Raw genomic sequence first — 20456 nt, 5'->3', positions numbered from 1 at the left:
TAAAGATGGCAATTCATCACGCTGATGAATTGCCATCTTTTTATTATTTTTGATACGTTATTATTTCTTGTTGCTTTTTACTTCTCAATGTATTTTATTACTAAATGTCTTTCATTGCTTGATGCCTTTTGACACATTATCTAAGCTATCTTTTGCCGAGTCTATACTCCGCTTCAGGTCTTTTATCGATTCTTTCATGTCCGGCGATGTGAACCCAGACTTATCGATGCCATTTGCTGATTCAGAAGCACTTTTACTATTCTCTTTAGCTTGTTTCATACCATCTTTAATTCGAGCCATATCCGCATCAATTTCATCAAATGACTCATCATACAGAATAAAATTACTACCCCCGTGAGAAGTAATATTAAGCGGCCCCATCGTGAGCTGTCCATCATCGATGCGCAGAGCATCCGTAGTAATAGTGGTGATTTTCGTATTTACTTTCACATCGCTAAAGGATAAATGTCGCCCTTTATTGTGAAAGTTTCCCGTAATGCTTTGAATCGGAATCAGCATATAGTGCCCTTCACCAGACCAGAAGTTCCCCCATACCTCCATGTCTCGAGGTTGGCCTTCGCTTTTAAAGTTCAAATTTGCCGATACGGGCACGAGAAACTCAGGCGCTTTAAGGGCTACACTACTATCTAAATCCTTTGCTACGCCTGTAATCGTATAGGCTCGAGTGTCCAAATTATATACACCCTTAGCCTCCAATTTACCGCTGTATACATTGGCACTAACGTTTTCAAAATTCAAAATACCATCTTGGTACGTCACATCTCCTACTACATTCTCAAAGGTAAGTGCAGGGATGCGTAAAATAGGCATCGTTACCCGACCTTTAGCAAAAGGACGATTAAAATCACCTGTTACCTTTGTAAGCAAGGTCATGGCATCATGAATATTCTCACCAAAGCCTAGAGATGACGGATCCACCCCTTTCACATCAAATTGTAGATCCAATTGAGGCATGCGCTGCTTTAAAACATCCTTTAAATCTACACGACCTTTTAATACGAGACCATCCCCTATGGCGGTACCACCAAATTTGCCCGTCTCCATATCGATACGAATGGCCCTCTTACTATCAAGGTCAATTCTAGCGTTTACATCCTTTATCACATAATGACGATTTCTGTTAAAGACCTCTAACTGACTGTTTCTAAGCCTAATCTTCAAATCTAAATGTTGGCCCGCCCAATTGAAGTTACGTACTTTCTTACCTAGTTCCTCTTGCCGTTCTTGTGTAGTCTTTCTAGGTGCTTTGGGACGGGGCTCTATCTCGTTAATTGGTTTATGTACATCTGGAGATATGGGCGCGAAATCTAACCGATTATTATCGTCTAAATCAACGACTACAACCGCATCATCTAATTCAATACCCTCGATAGCAGAGGGCTTAAAATTACGTGTCACCACATCCCACATATTAACGCGGACCTTCCCGCTCGGTGCATTGAGCAACTCATGCCCTTCTGGGTCTTTCCAAACCAGGCCTGTAAAAGTCAAAGTCCCCCACGGTGTAGCAGATAAACTTTCAACAGTAACCGTGCCACGCATCATAGTTTGTCGAGCCATAACCTCATTAAAAATAACGCCCATTCCACGACTAGCAATGGTTGCTAGTACAAAGACTATAATCACTCCAATGGCAAGAAAGGCAGCAATGCCTTTTAGGCCTTTCTTATACAATTGTTTATATTTTGTCCAATAAGAACGTATATAATGTTTCATAGCCCTATTATAACATGTTCAAATAACAATACCCATGCGGTGTTAACTGTATCAATCATATTGACCATAAGAAACTCTTTTCCATACAAAAAGCGCCTTGCTCACAGAAAACTTTGCATGCAAGACGCCATTACCTAACTATTTTATAAAAAAAGCAGCAAATTTATAGATTAAAAGTGCACTCACAAATGTGAGTGCACTTTATATATTGCAATAATCAATCTTATGCTTTTACTTCTTTACCGTATTTTACAAGGCTTTCAGCTTCGATTTCAGCTTGTGTACGATAATCTTGAGGAATATTGGACAAGCGGATCCAACTACGTACGGCTTCTACCAATACGATAAGAATCATGAGGAACATAGCAACACTAAATGCTACTAAAATCCATTTACCAGCAGGAATATAGCTGTAGAATACATTTTCATAGTCTGCAGCGATAGCCACGATAGCCATTAAAATACAAGGAATACCTGTTACCCATGCATAGCGTTTGCGACCAAGTCTCATGATAGCTGTAGTACCTACGGCCAATGTCATGGTACCTAATAATTGGTTCGATACACCAAATAGAGGCCAGATAATACCGATATTACCTTGTAGAACTAGGTAGCCCCACAAGATACAAATTAAAGCGGCACAACCATACACACCAGGAGCCCAGTGTTGGTCGTTAAATTTAGGATGGAAATGACCTAATAATTCTTGAAGTAAGTAACGACCTACACGAGTACCAGCATCGATCAATGTCATGATGAACAATGCTTCGAACATGATACAGAAGTGATACCAGTAACCCATCAAGTGATCCATATTAGGCAATCTGGAGAAGATATGAGCCATACCTACTGCAAGGGATACGGCACCACCAGGACGGTGCATCAAGTCTTCACCAACCATTGCAGACAATGCTGGCAATTCATGAACTTGAAGGCCTAAAGCTTTGAATGACTCAACTGTGGAGTTAATCGCAAAGTAATCATCTGGATGCAATGCAGTAGCAGCAATCAACGCCATCATAGCGATGAAGCCTTCTGTTAACATCGCACCATAACCGATAGGTAAAATTTCTTTTTCATTAGTAAGCATTTTAGGTGTTGTACCAGTAGCAATAACAGTATGGAAGCCAGATAACGCACCACATGCGATAGTAATGAAGATGTAAGGGAATACGGAACCTTTCAATACAGGACCGCCGCCCCAGATGTAAGGAGTTACAGCTGGCATTTGAATTTCAGGCATTACAATGATAATACCAAGTGCCAATGCGCCGATTGTACCGATTTTAAGGTATGTGGACAAATAGTCACGAGGAGCAAGTAACAACCATACTGGCAATGCAGCTGCAAAGAAACCATACACAGCAAGCATAATTTCAATGGTTTGCAAGTCGTATGTAAACCAAGATGCATATTCGCTAGCCGCTACATTTGGACCGTAGATGATAGCTGCGAAGATTAAGGCTACCCCAATAATAGTCGCCTCTTGGATTTTACCAGGACGCAACCATTTCAAATAAATACCAATAAAAATAGCGATTGGAATGGTAGCAAATACGGAGAAGAATCCCCAAGGAGAGTTATGCAATGCATTAGCTACTACTACAGCCATACCAGCAAGGGTAATGATCAATAGGAATAAGGTAGCGAGCATAGCACCAAAACCAGCAAGTTTACTGATTTCTTCGCGAGCAATATCCGCAATCGATTTACCATCATAACGAACGGAAGCAAACAAGATAACCATATCATGTACAGCACCGGCTAATACGGAACCAATTAGGATCCATAATGCCCCAGGCAAATACCCAAACTGTGCTGCGATAACAGGACCTACAAGTGGCCCTGCACCAGCAATTGCTGCAAAGTGATGACCAAAGGTTACCCATTTGTTGGTTGGCACGTAATCGTGACCATCATTGTGAACCATAGCTGGCGTTGGACGATATTGATCCAATGTCAGTACCTTAGCCGCTATAAAAGCCCCATAAAAGCGGTACGCTAAAATTAGAATACACGCGGAGGCAATAACTAAGTAAATACCATTCATAACCATATAAACACCTCCAATAATCACGTGACATGGAGTATATGAATATTACTGATAAAACTTATGTATCGTATCCATGCCACAATGGCTTCCTAAAATGTTAGTACTTACAACATTATTGTATAACTAATCAACAAGGTGTCAATTATTAATTTCTCATTTTGAAAGTTAAGTATAACTATAAAGCATAATAACGGCATCCTCTACCTATGAGATGCCGTTATTATCCTAGATATATTGGTTACTGAATGACTTATTCCTATCTGTAATGAAAGATAGCTATATCCCTATTTTGCTGCTGCTCTATAAGTTTTTGTAATAGTCCCAAATGTACGCAACAAATTTAGACCTACGACACCACTTTTTTCGGGATGGAATTGCATTCCATACACTCTACCACGTTCTACAATGCCAGGTACATCGATACCATAATTTGCAGTAGATGTTATATATTCAGGATCTGTATCCACATAATAGGAATGAACGAAATATGTATATTGATCATCTACATTGCTAAAAGCACTATGAGGCTGGTGTACTACATTTTTATTCCAACCCATATGAGGCACGCTAAGGCCAATGTTGCGAGGAATTTCTTTTACCTTACCGGGAATAAGGCCTAAACCGGGCGTTGGGCCGTATTCTTCAGACTCTTCAAATAAAAGTTGCATTCCTAAACAAATACCTAATAAAGGAATTTCACGCTTTACTACCTCATGAATGACATCAACTAAACCATGCTCTTTTAGAACTGCCATCGCCGGCGCATATGCGCCTACACCTGGCAAGAGAACGCCATCAGCATTTAGTATGGTCTCAGGATCTGCCGTTAGCACTGCCTCAAGACCAATATAAGCTAAGGCTTTCTGGACATTGAAGGTATTCCCTGCATCATAATCTATAATGGCAATCATAATAAACTCCATTCTATAGGGTAAAACACGATAAGATAAAGTAAAACATATTACAAATTATACGTTATTCTGTACAAATTAATTCATGAAATCTCTTAATATCCTGCGCATAATATCCCCATCTTGAGGCATTGGAATCGTAAGGCGTAACCATCCTTCTCGTTGACCTCGGCGCACTTGGTAACCTGATTTGAGCCAAGCATCTGCAAGGCCTTCCGCATCAGGCGATGCAAAGAAGATAAAATTTGCTTCGCTTTTATAGTAGTGAATACCTAGCTCATCAAAGAGGCTTTCCCATTTTGTTCGCTCTTCTGCATTTTGAGAGACCGTTCTCGCCACGAATTCTTGATCACCGAAAGCGGCTTCTGCAGCCACTTGAGATAAGGTATTCAAATTGTACGGCAAGCGAATAGTTTGCATATAATTGGCCAATTCTAAAGATGTCATCATGTAGCCTACACGGTAGTTAGCAAGGCCATAGGCCTTCGAGAAGGTACGCATGATAGCCACATTAGGAAATTCATCCAATAGCGCACGTGCCGTAGGAACTGCTACAGAAGTGACAAAATCGACATATGCCTCATCTATGATGACCAAGGTATCCTTTGGTACAGCTGCTACAAATTTGCGGATATCTTCAACAGACTCATAGGTGCCCGTTGGGTTATTAGGATTACAGATCCACACGAGGCGTGTCGTTTCATCTACAGCTTTCACGAGAGCAGAAAAGTCATACTGCCCCGTTTCAAAATCAGCTGGCACCTCGCGAATCTCAGCACCTTCCACGAGGCCATTCAAGGCATATTCCGAAAAGGCTGGCACGCTTACTACGATGGAGTCACCAGTGGTAATCAATGTTTTATTGACCATGGCGATCACCTCATCTAGACCTACGCCGATGACGAGTTGCTCAGGTTGCACCTGCCAGTAATTTGCTAATTTCATGCGCAAATCGGTAGCATTGCCATCCGGATAGTAGTTGGCATCATTATGTGTTACATAACTAAGGATAGCCTCCCGTACCAATGGCGATGTGCCGTATGGATTTTCATTTGCCGACAAGCGTACCAATCTGTCGATACCAAGGCGCTCTTTCACCGCTTCAGCCGGCTCCTCAGGTATATAAGGTTTCAATGTGCGAATTATCTCTTTCATAGGCTATCCTTTCTATCTATTCCTTAACGCATATAACGCATATAACTCATATAACACATAAAAAACACATATGAACTCCACCAGAGCTCATATGTCTGAGCTCATAATAGGATATACATTATAAATTTGTAATTTCTGGGCGCTCCGTAGTCTTGCTAACGACCCCTTCGCGGCTCGCTAGCTCAGCTTCAATGGCTTCGTATGGAATATTTTTCTCTACTAATAACACAAGCAAGTGATATAACACATCTGCCGTCTCGTAAATCAGCTCTTGAGGATCATCATTTTTTGCGGCGATTACTACCTCTGTAGCCTCTTCACCAACTTTTTTCAAGATTTTATCAAGTCCTTTGTCGAATAAATAATTCGTATAAGAACCTTCCTTTGGCTGTGCCTTGCGATTTTTAATAATTTCGTATAATTCGTTCAGTGTTTGCTGTGCCATGTTTAACTCCGTTCTACTTCATTAAAGAAACAGCTTGTACGCCCGGTATGACAGGCAGGACCTTCAGGCTTAACTTGAATGAGCAAGGTGTCGCCATCACAATCGAGAGCCATGCTCAATACATGCTGCACATTGCCACTGGTACCACCCTTATGCCATAGTTCTTGACGAGACCGAGACCAAAACCACGTTTCCCTTGTTTCTAGTGTCTTGTGAAAGCTTTCTTCGTTCATCCACGCCACCATGAGGACGTCCTTTGTCTCCGCATCCTGCACAACCGTCGGCAACAAGCCATTTCCTTTTTCAAAATCCGGTTTCATATTCTATCCTTTATTAAAAGTAATCAATAATCTGTTATCCTATATTAGCTTGTGTCTCTATCTATTGCTATTTCTATTTTCTGTTTATCTATAAATAAACTATTTAACTAACTCTGGACATATAGACTAGTAAAGAACTTACGAGAGATAATAATTTTTTAAATCTGTTTTAGCGTACTGTAATTCCGTGAGCTCGTAGTTCTTGTTTGAGTTCAGGAATTTTAACTTCTCCGAAGTGGAATATAGATGCCGCCAGTGCACCGGTAACGCTGGTTTGCTTAAAGAGATCTATAAAATCCTCAACCTTACCTGCCCCTCCAGAGGCGATGATAGGTACATTTACGACGGACTCTAGAGCCTTATATAGTTCAATATCAAAGCCGGATTTCGTGCCATCTTTGTCCATACTTGTCACTAGCAACTCTCCTGCTCCACGAGCTACGGCCTCTTTAGCCCAGTCGAGAGCTTTCCATTCTGTACGGTTGCGCCCACCATGAGTGTAAGCATACCATTCACCAGTTTTTTCATCGGTTTTCACGTCGATGGCTACCACCATACATTGATTGCCAAACTTTTGAGCCCCTTCTGTGATGAGCTCAGGGTTAACGAGAGCCGCGGAGTTCAAAGATACCTTGTCGGCACCAGCTTTTAACAAAGCCGTCATATCATCAACGCTCTTGATACCACCCCCCACGGTGAGTGGCATAAATACTTGTGTGGAGATTTCTTGAACCACATCGCGCATAGTAGTCCGCGCATCAACGGTGGCCGTAATGTCTAAAAATACGAGCTCATCAGCTTGTTGCTGCTCATAGGAGGCCGCAATGTCTACGGGACTGCCTACGTCTACGAGATTAACAAAGTTAACCCCTTTTTTTACGCGCCCATCATCTACATCTAGGCAAGGAATAATCCGTTTCGCTAACATAAAGCTCCTTTCCATCGAGTGTCACTCAATATATTCCATTGGTTGCGATCAATAATTAATTTGAGAGCATCACAATCATTTCTATTATTTCTGCTGATTGTACTCGGCGATTTCCTCTAGTGTAATCGAGCCCTCATACAGAGCCTTACCAACGATGCTATCCATAACGCCTTTTTGTTCAAGGGATTTAATATCTGCCAAATTACGAACACCCCCAGAGGCAACGATGCGTGCTGTAGAGAATTCTTTTTGCAAATTTCCAAGTAACTCTTCATTGGCACCCTGCATCGTACCGTCTCGGTCTACATCGGTAACGATAAAATACTTTGCCCCACCTTCAACCATGGCACCAATTAAATCGGTCATCGGCACGTCGGATTGGTCGAGCCAACCTTCAGCGGCGACCTTGCCATTTTTTCCATCTACACCGATAACGATGCGCTCCGCACCGTATTCAGTGATAACCTGCTTTGTAAGCTCCGGATTTTTAAGCGCTACAGATCCTAAGATAACGCGATCTACGCCCAATCCTAAATAGAGGTCAACGGCCTCTTTATCTCGAATGCCGCCTCCAATTTCAAGGATGCCTGTGAAAGCTGCACGCACTGCTTTTACAATGTCTACATTTACAGGCTTACCCGCCTTGGCTCCATCTAAATCAACGAGGTGCAAGGCTCCAACCTTAGCTGCTTCATATTGTTTCGCTTGGTCTACTGGATCAGGGTTGATGACCGTTTCCTGTGCAAAATCGCCTTTATAAAGACGAACACTGCGCCCATCTTGTAAATCTATAGCTGGAAAAATCATAGGTTCTCCTTTATTAAATGACTGTATTAAATAACGCCCTTTGTAGAATTTACGCCTTGGATATCTGGGTTGATAGTAACTGCTTTGCGCAACGCACGGCCCGTTGCCTTAAACATGCTTTCAATAATGTGGTGTGTATTGCGACCATATAAATTGCGCACATGTAAGTTCATAGCAGCGCTCATCGCAAGAGCTTGGAAGAAATCCTCCACCAACTCTGTTTCAAAGTTGCCACCTAGAATCGGCGTACTCCATTCCCCTTGGAAAACGAGGTATGGACGACCGCTCAAATCGATTACAACTTGCGTCAATGCTTCATCCATAGGAACCCAAGCATCGCCATAGCGCTCGATACCAGCCTTATCGCCAAGAGCTTTCACCAAGGCCTGACCTAATGCAAGTCCAACGTCCTCAACCGTATGATGAGCATCCACATATGTATCGCCCTTTGCCTCTACCATAAGTTCAAAACGGCCGTGCTTCGCCAATAGCGTCAACATGTGGTCAAAAAAGCCAATCCCTGTGGATATGGAGCTTGTTTGTGCCCCATCAAGGGTAATTTCTACTGTAATATCTGTTTCTTGAGTGGTGCGTTGCACCGTACCTGTGCGTATCATAACGACCTCTATACTTCAAATCTATTTTTATAATCTATATTTCTAATCTATGTTTTCACTGTATATTTTAAATACACATATAAATATAGATACCAAATTTATTTTCTAATATTTTTTATAAGCTATTTTTCAAATCGTACTTCGATGGCACGAGCATGCGCTTCGAGACCTTCCGTACGAGCCAATGTAGTAATGTGTTTTGCCACTTCTTCTAAACGTTCTTTTGTAAATTGTGTGAAAGATGTACGTTTCACAAAGTCATATACGCCTAACGGAGATGAGAATCGCGCCGTACCACTAGTAGGCAATACGTGGTTCGTACCACCTACATAATCGCCCAATGGTTCAGACGCATAAGCGCCGAGGAATACGGAGCCTGCATTTTGAACGAGGCTCATGTAATTCATTGGATCTGGCAATTGGATTTCCAAATGCTCTGGCGCCACTTCGTTCATCACCGTGAACATGTCTTCAATGCTGTCCATAATGGCAATATAACTGTTGTTTTCAATAGCTGGACGAGCGATACTTTCACGAGGTAACAATTTAAGTTGACGTTCCACCTCATCGGATACGGCATTTGCTAAACTTTCACTAGTAGTCACCATAATAGCGCGCGCACGAGGATCATGTTCAGCTTGAGATAAGAGATCTGCTGCGAGGTGAACTGGATTTGCGCTGTCATCGGCGATAACACCGATTTCACTTGGACCCGCAATCATGTCGATATCGACTTGGCCAAATACTTGACGTTTCGCCGTTGCCACGTAAATATTGCCAGGGCCTACGATTTTATCTACCTTTGGAATCGTTTCCGTACCATAAGCAAGGGCCGCCACACCTTGGGCACCGCCCACTTGATATACCGCATCAACGCCGGCAAGCTTTGCAGCACCTAATACGGCAGGATTAATGCCATCCTTTTGAGGGGGCGTAACCATAACGATTTCTCTCACCCCTGCGATTTTTGCAGGCAAAGCAGTCATGATAATGGTCGAAGGGTACGCGGCTGTACCTCCAGGGACGTAGAGACCAACGCGAGCCAAGGGAATCACCTTTTGACCGCGGATGATACCCGGTGTATCCATGTCCACAAAGCCCTGCTCGATTTCACGGCTGTGGAATTCTGTAATGTTTGCCTTTGCCTTTAATAATGCGGCTTTCAAATCATCAGATAAAGACTCATAAGCTGCGTTGATTTCCTCTTGAGGCACCTTGAAATCTTCAATGGAAACGCCGTCAAATTTTTCAGAATACGCTTTGAGCGCCGCATCACCGTTAGTGCGGACATCAGCAATGATATCGTACACCCGACGCTCGATTTCCATATCTGTGGTTTGCTGTGTGTAATTCCGTACGATGGCAAGCATCGTATCTAATGATTCCTTATATATTTTCATCTGTCATCCTTCTTCCTACTTAAGCTATTCGTATTGCTTGTTAAATATATGATTCACTCTACATCTTATTTATTAATTTTTATTAATTGCTTCTAAAAGCTGATCTATGAGCTTAAAAATGGTATTTCTCTTTTGTTTTAATGCTAATGGATTTGCTACTAAGCGTGTAGATATGGGCTGTAGCCAATCGAAGATTTCTAGATTGTTTTCACGCAAAGTGGTACCCGTTTCCGTAATATCTACGATAGCATCTGCTAGTCCTACAAGTGGGGCTAGCTCAACGGAGCCTTCAATTTTGATGATTTCCACGTCTTGAGCTCCAAAGTACTGTTTCGTAACGGTTGGATATTTTGTACCAATTCGTTGACGGCGACCTTCTTTAGGATCATAGCCCGCTAAGGACGCCAAGATAAATTGGCATTTACCCGTTTGTAAATCTAACATTTCATAGCTCGTATCGTCTTGTTCATCGAGCACATCGCTACCGACGATGCCAAGATCAACAACACCATTTTTCAAATACGTCGTTACATCTGGCCCCTTTACAAGGATTACCTCCATAGAATCGCCTAAAGAGATAATGAGCTTGCGCGCCTTATTATGTAATGGCTCGCAATTAATGCCACATGCTTCTAGGAGTGGAATAAAATCCTTTTCTACGCGCCCCTTCGTAAGAGCGATACGCAATATATCGTTATCTTGAGCTTTGCTTTCACCCTGCAAGGTAATATCAGTCAAGACGTCGATATTAAAAGCCATCCCTACTGCCGGCATCGGCGTACCATCAAAGCTAGATAGCAAGCCATCATAACGGCCGCCGCTGACGATGTATTGAGACACGCCGTCCACATAGCCTCTAAAAGTAAGACCTGTGTAATAGGATTGAAGTGGTTCCGTAGAAACATCAATGCGAACCCGTTGCCCCGTTGCTTCCACTTGATTTGCCATATCTACGAGATTATCTAAAATGCGCTGCGCCGCTGCAGGCAAGATAATTTGATTAAGCTCATCCTTTATATCTTGAACCGTACCAAACAAGCGAGGCCATACAGTTAAGAAAGGATATAGCGCACTATTTTTAAAGTCAGAAATCAACTCGTTATATCGTGGCAAGTATTTAGTGAATAACGCCTCTAAGAGCTCCGTCTTTTCATCATCGCTGAGTCCAAGAGCATCGGTAATAGCACGAGAGAACCGAGCATCCCCAATTTCGAGCAACAAATGATTACCCAACTGAGCTTCGTTCACCTCTTTAATAATCTTGAAGCACTCTTGCTCAGCCTCAAGCCCTTCGTAGCCTACCATCTCGATGCCACCTTGCGTCACTTGGTTCACATCGCCGCGGTGCTTTTTATTTTTCATAAACACATCGCCCAAGTAGTAGAACGTGCGAGGCAATTCAATATTGGTAGTCGCCAAAAAACGACCGATTGGCATCGTCAAATCAGGACGAATTACGACGGACTCATCAGAACTATCCATGAATTCGTACATATGTTGACCGCGCCCCATTGCATAGCCATTGAATACATCTTTGTACTCTACGAGAGGCGTAGAGATCTTTGTGTATTGACGATTTCGACAAAGACCGAGTACATATTGACTCACATCATCCTTGCGCTCTGCTACGATCCCTATATCATCGCGGAAACCAGTAGGTAATTGCTGCTGTACCATCGTAAACATCCTTTCTATCAATTGATTCATATCATTTCTCACACCTGTGAAAGCCATATACCTTTGCTATTATTCTAGTTATGTGGTTATTCAATACACCATGAGAAAAAATTTACCTATATCGATACTTTTCTATTTTATCGCTTTACTTTATTAAAGTATGAAATTATAATATAACGGTTCTATAGAATTGTCAATAGAACCGTTAATATTTCATGTATTTACTATAATAATGATTTTATGCTAGCCCCAAACGTTTTCTATATCTGCCACGCTATGTGCATCAGATCCCAATACAAATGGCACACCAATGATAGCCGCCATGCCTTGAATGAAACGGCTTGGGTACATTTCACGACAATCTGATTTGAAGAAGCCGCTCATGTTGTAGTCTAGCTCGCGACCTTGAACGCGCATGATATGCAAAATATCGCTCACCACCTGCGCATTGCGACGATCTAAATGACGTTCAAATCCAAAGTGATGTTGGTATTTCTTGATTAAATCAAAATGACCTATGCGTTTAGGTGTATATTCACCGAGGTCAGCACGCACGGCTTGACGCACTGTAGAATAATACTTGTAATATAACTCATATTGTTTTTCGATCCACGGGCCGAAGCCTTTTTCGAATTCTTCAGGACTGTAGTCTAAGCAGTAAAAGGCATTATTAACGCCTTCCATAAAGTGAACGGATAAAATATTATCATCCGTCAACGGACCATAGCGATCCAAGAACTCTTGAATGTCTGATTCAAAGCCTGGAATATAATCGACTTCAAAACCGAGAGAAATATCGATATGTGTGCCATAGGCACGTTGTAATTGACGACCCAACTCTAAGTAAGTATCAACTTCATTTAATTTCAAAGACGCTGTGTCATAGGCCTTTTTATCACCACCATATTCTGCAGCAAAAGCTATTGGCAATGGTGCATGTTCTGTAAGGCATACCTTTTCGATACGCAACTCGATGGCCTTCTCAATCATCATCGCAGTTCGGTCCCCACTACCATGTGGACACAACTCCGTATGCACATGACCGTCCACGAGACGGCTACGATATTTACTATATCCAACGAACTGCCGTTCATCTTTCATGTTCATTCAATCACCCCTATTCGCCCTAACCCCTGGCGAATCCTTATCTATAATCTATACATCATTAGTATAACGTATTAATATTTATCTTTTACTATACTAATTATTATACCAATAATGCGTATGTTTCGGTATCCTGATATTTACCATGTTTGAATCCAACTTGAGGCGTTAAACCACAATAGGTAAAGCCAAATCGCGCGTGTAACTTGGTGCTGCCTTCATTGCCAGCCGTAATAACGGATACCACATTGTGCAATAACGGATCATTTTTTGCTATTTCTAAAATATGAGCCATCAGCTGTGTAGCGATTCTCCTACCGCGATAATCTTGATGGATATAGATAGATAATTCGACGGTACTTTTATAGGCCTCTTTAGGTCGATATGGTGAAAGCGATGCATAGCCTGCTACAAGCCCATCAATGGTACCTACCACAATAGGATGGTGTTCATCACTATGAGACTCATACCACTCCTGCCACTCTGGCAACGTGCGGGGTTCAAGATCAAGCGTGGCTACGCCGTTCACAACCTCATAGTTATAAATATCTAAACAAGGGGCTATATCATTCCTTGTAATTGGTCGTATTACTAACTCACTCATAAGTATTCCTCAAAACTGTAGGTATCCTAAAAATATTATTTCTATTTAACATAATATATAAAAATAGCCCACATACGCAAGAAAAAGGACGAACTATTCGTATAACATACCATTTCACTTTTCTCCATCTTTTGAGGTAAGAATTACATATTTTACATCTATATGCCCAATACAACAAAACTGAGTGGTAAATTTTACCACTCAGCATATACGTTTTGAAGCATATATAAGTAAAAAGCTCTTATTTTACTTATATACTCTCATCATATTTTTTATTATGACTATTAGAGCTAATACATTTCTATAGGAGCAAAAACATACTCTTACTTGATTTATAAGAAAATTACACAATAACAAATAAAAGTACTGTAATAGCAATTAAAGCACTAATCACAGTATAATCGATTCTTTTCAATCCTACGGATGCAGCAAAGCTGTGTGTGGGGCCACCGAATCCACGTAATTCTAAGGATAATGCCATTGTTTCGGAGCGTCCCAAGGATTTCAACAGCAATGGTTGAATAACAGATGCATAGGATTTGATACGCTTAATGAAGTTGCCTTCTAGAGATAAGCCACGGCAAGCTTGCGCCTCTTGTACAGCATGGCTTTCAGCAATAAAGTCAGGCACGAAGCGGAGCGCAGCAGTGAACATAAATGCATATTCATAAGGAATTTTGCATTGTGTTACGAGCGCGGCCGTAAGGTCTTGTAATTTTGTAGTTGCCAACAAGCCTATAAAGACAAGTGTCATAGCCAACATTCGTAAGCCGGATACAATGGCAGAGGTTACATCGCCGCTGCCAAGGAATTGGATGAGGCCAAGGAATACAGCGAAGCTAGTTAATGCCAACACGGCTTTGCGTTGTTTGAATAACAAACCTGCCAAAAACAATGCACCGAGTTCTACTACGACTAATGCCAATAGCGATACCCAGTCGCGCAACAGGATGGCCCACACGGATACAGCGAGGGTCATCAAGATTTTTGTTAACGGTACTAAACGTTCCATATGTCCCTCCTATTTTCCGCTCAACTGAGCCACTAACTTGGATTTCAATTCATCCATAGATTTGCAATAGCCTAAGGATGGTACCGCTAGTGAAAGTTCCACACTTGGCGGTTTCGTAAGGCCTAACTCTTGCAATTCATCCGTAGATTTTTTGAATAATTCTTCTGGACTGCCGTCAAAGGCAACGGTTTGGTTGCCCATGATGATAGCACGGCTACATTCGCTAGCCATGATTTCCATATCATGGGTAATAAGAAGGATTGTGATACCTTCTAAATTAAGCTGACGCAATAATGCTAATAGCTCTTTAGTTTCCTTACCATCTTGACCACTGGTTGGTTCATCAAGGATGAGGATTTTAGATTGCATAGCCAACGCAGAAGCAATGGCAACGCGTTGCTTTTCACCGCGGCGTAATGTTGGAGGATAAGCTTCACGCAAATGGCCGATGCCTGTGCGCTCCAATACTTCATCAACGATACGCTTCACTTCGGCTTTACTGCGCCCCAAGGACTCAGGTCCGAAGGCAACCTCTGTGGCTACGGTAGGTCTGAACATTTGGCGATCTGGCTGTTGGAATACATAGCCGATAAATTGCCCCCGTTTAGACGGCGGCATGGACGTAATATCTCTGCCGTTATAATACATGTGGCCTTCCCTAGCCTTTTCTAGGCCGACAAGTAATCGCGTAATAGTCGTTTTGCCGCAACCATTACGACCACCGATAGCGATATATTCGCCTCCTTCGATAGTGAAAGTCACGTTTCGGAAAATATCTACGGATGGCACATAGCCAAAGCGGATGTTTTCAACCTTAAGCATGAGCTCCACCGTCCTTTCCTGGTACATCATCAACACGTTGAACTGGTTATCTATTTTCTACTATATTAGATTGATCAACAAGATTATCTACTGTAATTCTTTGATTAGCTGGAGAGTTGCTTTTACCATGCACCTCGGTTTGAATAGCATGAGCCATTTCAATTTGGTGCAAGCCCTTGATAGCAGACTCGATGCTGAGCCAAGGTTCATCGCTGTGGAAGCCGGCTTGTTCCAATTCCATATAGGTTGTAAACACGGATGGCAATGCATCGACGTGAATGTTGTGCTCGTACATGTAACGAAGCGTAGTCGGTACATCGTCATCACAGGCGATAGAACCATTTACCATGAGGGCCATGCGGTTAGCATACGGCAATACGGCATGCAAGTCATGGTCGATAACGACAACGGTGATACCGTGTTTTTGGTTCAAATCACCTACGAGGCGATATAATTCTGCGGTCCCATCTGGATCGAGAGAGCTTGTCGGTTCATCAAGAACAAGTACGGTTGGGTTCGTAGCCAATACGGAAGCGATAGCCAAACGTTGGCGTTGACCACCAGATAAACTTGTAATCTTGCGGTCTTCTAAGCCTACAAGGCCAACTTGCTTAAACACCTCTTCAGAACGAGCTTTAATAGTTTCACGGTCATAACCGCGGTTTTCCATAGCAAAGGCTACTTCTTCACGAACTGTCATCGTTACGAGCTGTGTATCGTAGTCGGCCAGAACTACACCGATATGGTTCGCAAGTTCTGGGATTTCCATTTGCGTAGTCGCATGACCATCTACGAAGACCATGCCTTCTAGCCGTCCACCATAGAATTTAGGCACCGCCCCTACCATCGCCATACAAAGGGTGCTTTTACCACAGCCTGCAGGGCCTGTAACAACGAGAAAATCACCTTCATTTACATCGAGATTGATATTTTCAAGGGATGGTGTAGTCGCCTTAGGATGATAGTAATTTACGTGCTCAATGGATATTTTAGCTTGGCGCTCAGGCAAGATAGTCAAGCGACTATGATCAGATGTCAATTGGTCCGCATTTGGCAACATGCCACGTTTAGAAAATAGACGTTGTGCCGGAATATACAAGATTGGTGTAATGGCACCATTCAAGGCCCCTACGATAAGTACCAATGGCCACATGCCGTACATGTACACATTATTTGGCAACCCAAGCACTTGCCACAAAATGGTAACAAAGATACCGCCAGATACAACAGTTGCTAAAAAGCCAGACACGACAGGCGTTAAATCAAAACCACCAATTTTACGGAACTTCATGGACAACATAGCGCGCGTTACGAGAGCCGCCGTCAAAGCACCACCCGGCTCAGACAACAAGTTGCCGTAAGGGAACGCTGACTTAGACGTCAATACATTGATGAGGGCCGCCACGAGGCCAATCCCCAAGGTTTGACTCAAACTAGGACGAGTCAATAAAATAGCTACGCAGTACGTAGCAATCGTCCAGTTCGGCGTTACCCCAGCCACACTAGGGCTCACCAAATGCAAAATCGTGCCCAATGCGAGCATCAATGTGCTAACAGTAACCCATCTAAACTGGCCACCCTGCACATGCGTGTACACAAGATCCTGAATCCGTTCCATAATAGCCTCATTTCTATAAAAATATATATGGATTTATTTTAACATTTATACGGGTATTGTGAAAGTTTAGAGCGCAACAAAAAATAGCAGGGGATTAATCCTGCTATTTTTATAATATACTCTAAAGCAAATTTACGATTTATAACCATCAAGCTTATTATAAATAACAAACTCCCTAAGTATATTTTTAATTTTAATAATACATTTCCAATGAGGTTGATCTACAATTCCTAAATTTTGTTTAGCTCGCTCGATGTCTACAGTGGAAATCAACTCATTAAAGCGTCCATATTCATCAATGTTAGTTTCATTAACATGAGCATTTAACAATGCCCTCAACTTAGCTTCATCAACACCCAACAAATTAATACAATACTGTATCTTCGCGTTCCAATCGACATTCATATATTCATTGATATAATCAGTCAATGTCTTATTCTCGTCAACAACTAACCGCTTATGTTCTATATCAACCAAAATTTGTCTAGCAGCACGTTGTTCTTCTTGAGATAATTGAGCAAAGCTTTTATGAAGCATCATTCTTAATTGATCAATTAAAGTACTATCAAAGTCATCAATATTATATGCTCTTATATACTTCTCAAAATTTTTATTCATATAATCAGCATCAATCCGAATAGATTCTTGCTTATGAGCTTTGGCAGTTATATCAAAAGGAATCACTGGATTAGATTTACCATCAGGTGTACTAGAACTAAATAATTCGCCATATCGAACTGCTAATGTGTTATACGTTTCCTCATCTAAATTTAGTCCTAGTTTCTCATCAATATTCTTTTGCCACGTAAACATCTGTAGCCGAATAGCTTCCATTAAGCTACGCAATTGATAGAATAAGCGTCCAAATTTATGTCTACTCGCTATATTATCCGGTAATTTTGAATAGTATTCTATGCCTTCTGATATAAATAAATCTGAAATATCCTCTACTATAACATTCATTTTGCGAATATTCTGATCTTTTTTATCTGCATATAACCCTTCAGGTACCGATCCAGAATATAACCTAAAAGCATCTTGAATATTACGAGACATAGTATGTATCTTACGATAATATCTAATGCTACCAAATGGTTTTTCTGGACCATATAAACGGTTTGTTCTAGAGAAAGCTTGTACTATTTCTTCATAAGCCATAATTTTATCAACATATAGTGTATTTACATATTTTGAATCAAAACCTGTCAGTAATTGTTTAACGACAATTACAACATCAATGTATTTATCTGTATCAATTTCTACATCATTAGAACGATATTGCAGCTTATGCGCAAGTCTAGCACAAACATCACGCTTAAATGAAGCATAACTTGATGCAGTAAATTTTTGATTGAAATATGTATTATAATCCTCTAAGATTTCTTCCAATGCTTCATCTTTAATAACAGCGGTTGTAGGATCCATTTCACCATCTACAGTAGGGTCAAATAAGGCCACTACTTTTAAATTAGGTGCACTCCGTCTAAACAATCGATAGTAAGAAATCGCTTCAGATATACTATGGGTTGCTAAAATACCATGGAATAATCCTTTATAACTTTGTACCAACCATTTACCATGAATATCTTCAATTACAGCTCTACGATGGTCATCATTATCATAATGCCCATTTTCTATATAATCCTCAATACCTCTTGTATATCCATGTTCATAATCTCGAACCATAGGTACATCATTTATAAAATGGTAATAGGCTTCTCGTTTTTCGGGAGATTCCATAACATCACTAACGGTATTAGCGCCAACCTCACGTAATGCAACTGCATTACGTAAATCTTCATCACTATATGTTGGCACCGATGTAATATCAAACCCTAACACATTTTTATCTCGAATACCATCAGAAATACTATACCGGTGCAATTCATCACCAAATAAATCGGCAGTCGCTAATGTTTTCTTTGCATTATCTTTAAAAATTGGCGTGCCTGTAAACCCAAATAATAAAGCATGTGGGAATGTTTCTTTAATTGCTCTCAACATATCGCCAAAAGTATTGCGATGACATTCATCAAAAATAAAAACCAACCGTTTTCCTTTAACACGGTTTAACATATCATCGCGTGTATCATCTTTAGATAATTGATTCATCTTTTGAATAGAGGAAACAATTATCATATCCTTTGGTTCAATGCTATCTAGTTTTTTCAGTAATACAGTACCACTTTCTGTACCTTCTACGGATGTAGCAGAGTCGGCAAACCCTTGATATGCCTGCAAAGACTGTGTTCCTAATTCAACACGGTCCACAAGAAATACGATTTTATCAGCATCTCCTACACTCGCAATAATCTGCGCCGTTTTAAACGATGTCATAGTTTTACCAGATCCTGTTGTATGCCAAATATACCCACCTAAAGGACTGGTATATCCCCAATCAGCTTTACTAACTATATCTGCAATACGACTTGCTGCATAATACTGATAGCTACGCATCACTTTGAGGACACCGTCAGAGCTATCTGGAATTGTATAAAACCCTAATAATTCATGTGCTAAAGGAATTGCCAACAATGTTCCGGCAATTTGAGTCCAATCCCCTATAATTTCATTGTTTACATCGGCCCAATGAAATTGAAATTCTGACTTTAAAGCTTCTCCATTTCCAGGATTAGCAAAATATACCGTTTCTTCTGGTGTCATAGCCACAAAAATTTGTATTAAAGCAAATAATCCAGAGAACAAACCACGACGATTATATAAATCAATTTGATTAATTGCGAAATCAACCGGAATACCTGAACGTTTCAATTCAATATGAATAACAGGCATCCCATTAATTAGCAACATGACGTCTCCACGTCTATCTCTAGAAACATCATTAAGCCCTTTAAATTGTGGTTGACGTGCTATTTGATAAACACTTTGTCCAGAAGCAATTTCATTACGGTCAAAAATTTTAAGTGATACATTTTTCCCCAAATGCATCGCATCATCTTGATTATCACGTTTAATAGTAACTACTTTGCCATTTATCCAATCATTTATCATGGCAGGACTTTTCAACATCTTAATTTGCATTAAGATTTGATTCATCTCGCTATCAGTCAACGGATATTTATCTAGCTTGTCAGGAGAACAGTTATTTTTATAAATAATATCTGCCCAATTCTTTACAAGCGCCTCTTCTGTTGGATATTCAATACACTCTGCTTCCCAACCATGATTAGATAACTGCTGAATAAGGGCTAATTCAAAATCAGATTCTTTTGTAAAAATCATAAT

At 41.0% G+C, this 20456-nt stretch carries 17 protein-coding genes; all 17 read right to left on the bottom strand.

The window, feature by feature from the left end; translation table 11 throughout:
• Positions 1 to 111: 111 nt before the first annotated feature.
• Positions 112 to 1737 carry a translocation/assembly module TamB domain-containing protein gene (locus PK1910_RS08625; protein WP_331298684.1) on the bottom strand — a complete coding sequence of 542 codons (1626 nt, stop codon included), beginning with the start codon at positions 1735 to 1737 and terminating at the stop codon, positions 112 to 114.
• Between the two features lie 223 nt (positions 1738 to 1960).
• Positions 1961 to 3793 (bottom strand): carbon starvation CstA family protein, encoded by a 1833-nt coding sequence (locus tag PK1910_RS08620; protein ID WP_331298683.1) that lies wholly within the window; start codon positions 3791 to 3793, stop codon positions 1961 to 1963.
• A 281-nt stretch (positions 3794 to 4074) separates the two neighbouring features.
• Positions 4075 to 4701: an imidazole glycerol phosphate synthase subunit HisH gene (gene hisH / locus PK1910_RS08615; protein ID WP_331298682.1), complete on the bottom strand. Its 627-nt coding sequence runs from the start codon at positions 4699 to 4701 to the stop codon at positions 4075 to 4077.
• 78 nt (positions 4702 to 4779) lie between these two features.
• Positions 4780 to 5856, bottom strand: a complete 1077-nt coding sequence (gene hisC, locus PK1910_RS08610; RefSeq protein WP_331298681.1) for a histidinol-phosphate transaminase — start codon at positions 5854 to 5856, stop codon at positions 4780 to 4782.
• A 118-nt stretch (positions 5857 to 5974) separates the two neighbouring features.
• Positions 5975 to 6301 (bottom strand): phosphoribosyl-ATP diphosphatase, encoded by a 327-nt coding sequence (gene hisE, locus PK1910_RS08605; protein WP_155086470.1) that lies wholly within the window; start codon positions 6299 to 6301, stop codon positions 5975 to 5977.
• A 2-nt stretch (positions 6302 to 6303) separates the two neighbouring features.
• Complete coding sequence (gene hisI / locus PK1910_RS08600; protein WP_120055872.1) at positions 6304 to 6621, bottom strand: phosphoribosyl-AMP cyclohydrolase; 318 nt, start codon at positions 6619 to 6621, stop codon at positions 6304 to 6306.
• Positions 6622 to 6790: 169 nt separating this feature from the next.
• Positions 6791 to 7549, bottom strand: coding sequence for an imidazole glycerol phosphate synthase subunit HisF (hisF, locus tag PK1910_RS08595; protein WP_105086839.1), 759 nt, complete (start codon positions 7547 to 7549; stop codon positions 6791 to 6793).
• Positions 7550 to 7633: 84 nt separating this feature from the next.
• On the bottom strand, positions 7634 to 8356 hold the full coding sequence (gene hisA / locus PK1910_RS08590; RefSeq protein ID WP_205112777.1) for a 1-(5-phosphoribosyl)-5-[(5-phosphoribosylamino)methylideneamino]imidazole-4-carboxamide isomerase: 723 nt from the start codon (positions 8354 to 8356) through the stop codon (positions 7634 to 7636).
• Positions 8357 to 8382: 26 nt separating this feature from the next.
• Positions 8383 to 8973 carry an imidazoleglycerol-phosphate dehydratase HisB gene (hisB, locus tag PK1910_RS08585; RefSeq protein WP_105086837.1) on the bottom strand — a complete coding sequence of 197 codons (591 nt, stop codon included), beginning with the start codon at positions 8971 to 8973 and terminating at the stop codon, positions 8383 to 8385.
• 122 nt (positions 8974 to 9095) lie between these two features.
• Positions 9096 to 10373 (bottom strand): histidinol dehydrogenase, encoded by a 1278-nt coding sequence (gene hisD / locus PK1910_RS08580; protein ID WP_205112776.1) that lies wholly within the window; start codon positions 10371 to 10373, stop codon positions 9096 to 9098.
• A gap of 72 nt (positions 10374 to 10445) precedes the next feature.
• Positions 10446 to 12050 (bottom strand): ATP phosphoribosyltransferase, encoded by a 1605-nt coding sequence (gene hisG / locus PK1910_RS08575; RefSeq protein ID WP_287511560.1) that lies wholly within the window; start codon positions 12048 to 12050, stop codon positions 10446 to 10448.
• 243 nt (positions 12051 to 12293) lie between these two features.
• A complete protein-coding gene (gene hisJ / locus PK1910_RS08570; protein WP_156697056.1) occupies positions 12294 to 13157 on the bottom strand; it encodes a histidinol-phosphatase HisJ in 864 nt (287 codons plus the stop codon).
• Between the two features lie 100 nt (positions 13158 to 13257).
• Complete coding sequence (locus PK1910_RS08565) at positions 13258 to 13758, bottom strand: GNAT family N-acetyltransferase (protein ID WP_120055886.1); 501 nt, start codon at positions 13756 to 13758, stop codon at positions 13258 to 13260.
• Positions 13759 to 14101: 343 nt separating this feature from the next.
• Positions 14102 to 14770 carry an energy-coupling factor transporter transmembrane component T gene (locus PK1910_RS08560; RefSeq protein ID WP_287511375.1) on the bottom strand — a complete coding sequence of 223 codons (669 nt, stop codon included), beginning with the start codon at positions 14768 to 14770 and terminating at the stop codon, positions 14102 to 14104.
• A 9-nt stretch (positions 14771 to 14779) separates the two neighbouring features.
• Positions 14780 to 15592, bottom strand: a complete 813-nt coding sequence (locus PK1910_RS08555; protein ID WP_105086832.1) for an energy-coupling factor ABC transporter ATP-binding protein — start codon at positions 15590 to 15592, stop codon at positions 14780 to 14782.
• Positions 15593 to 15638: 46 nt separating this feature from the next.
• A complete protein-coding gene (locus PK1910_RS08550) occupies positions 15639 to 17210 on the bottom strand; it encodes a tryptophan transporter (RefSeq protein ID WP_287511374.1) in 1572 nt (523 codons plus the stop codon).
• 132 nt (positions 17211 to 17342) lie between these two features.
• A complete protein-coding gene (locus PK1910_RS08545; RefSeq protein ID WP_105086830.1) occupies positions 17343 to 20453 on the bottom strand; it encodes a type I restriction endonuclease subunit R in 3111 nt (1036 codons plus the stop codon).
• Positions 20454 to 20456 lie beyond the last annotated feature (3 nt).

The sequence above is a fragment of the Veillonella parvula genome (assembly GCF_036456085.1).
Classification (GTDB): Bacteria; Bacillota; Negativicutes; order Veillonellales; family Veillonellaceae; genus Veillonella; species Veillonella parvula_E.
This window is presented reverse-complemented; position numbering and strand designations above follow the sequence as displayed.

Excerpts from the sequence above, each read along its gene's own strand:
- PK1910_RS08625 (WP_331298684.1), bottom strand. The coding sequence starts at position 1,737 with ATGAAACATTATATACGTTCTTATTGGACAAAATATAAACAATTGTAT.
- PK1910_RS08620 (WP_331298683.1), bottom strand. The coding sequence starts at position 3,793 with ATGGTTATGAATGGTATTTACTTAGTTATTGCCTCCGCGTGTATTCTA.
- hisH (WP_331298682.1), bottom strand. The coding sequence starts at position 4,701 with ATGATTGCCATTATAGATTATGATGCAGGGAATACCTTCAATGTCCAG.
- hisC (WP_331298681.1), bottom strand. The coding sequence starts at position 5,856 with ATGAAAGAGATAATTCGCACATTGAAACCTTATATACCTGAGGAGCCG.
- hisE (WP_155086470.1), bottom strand. The coding sequence starts at position 6,301 with ATGGCACAGCAAACACTGAACGAATTATACGAAATTATTAAAAATCGC.
- hisI (WP_120055872.1), bottom strand. The coding sequence starts at position 6,621 with ATGAAACCGGATTTTGAAAAAGGAAATGGCTTGTTGCCGACGGTTGTG.
- hisF (WP_105086839.1), bottom strand. The coding sequence starts at position 7,549 with ATGTTAGCGAAACGGATTATTCCTTGCCTAGATGTAGATGATGGGCGC.
- hisA (WP_205112777.1), bottom strand. The coding sequence starts at position 8,356 with ATGATTTTTCCAGCTATAGATTTACAAGATGGGCGCAGTGTTCGTCTT.
- hisB (WP_105086837.1), bottom strand. The coding sequence starts at position 8,973 with ATGATACGCACAGGTACGGTGCAACGCACCACTCAAGAAACAGATATT.
- hisD (WP_205112776.1), bottom strand. The coding sequence starts at position 10,373 with ATGAAAATATATAAGGAATCATTAGATACGATGCTTGCCATCGTACGG.
- hisG (WP_287511560.1), bottom strand. The coding sequence starts at position 12,050 with ATGGTACAGCAGCAATTACCTACTGGTTTCCGCGATGATATAGGGATC.
- hisJ (WP_156697056.1), bottom strand. The coding sequence starts at position 13,157 with ATGAACATGAAAGATGAACGGCAGTTCGTTGGATATAGTAAATATCGT.
- PK1910_RS08565 (WP_120055886.1), bottom strand. The coding sequence starts at position 13,758 with ATGAGTGAGTTAGTAATACGACCAATTACAAGGAATGATATAGCCCCT.
- PK1910_RS08560 (WP_287511375.1), bottom strand. The coding sequence starts at position 14,770 with ATGGAACGTTTAGTACCGTTAACAAAAATCTTGATGACCCTCGCTGTA.
- PK1910_RS08555 (WP_105086832.1), bottom strand. The coding sequence starts at position 15,592 with ATGCTTAAGGTTGAAAACATCCGCTTTGGCTATGTGCCATCCGTAGAT.
- PK1910_RS08550 (WP_287511374.1), bottom strand. The coding sequence starts at position 17,210 with ATGGAACGGATTCAGGATCTTGTGTACACGCATGTGCAGGGTGGCCAG.
- PK1910_RS08545 (WP_105086830.1), bottom strand. The coding sequence starts at position 20,453 with ATGATTTTTACAAAAGAATCTGATTTTGAATTAGCCCTTATTCAGCAG.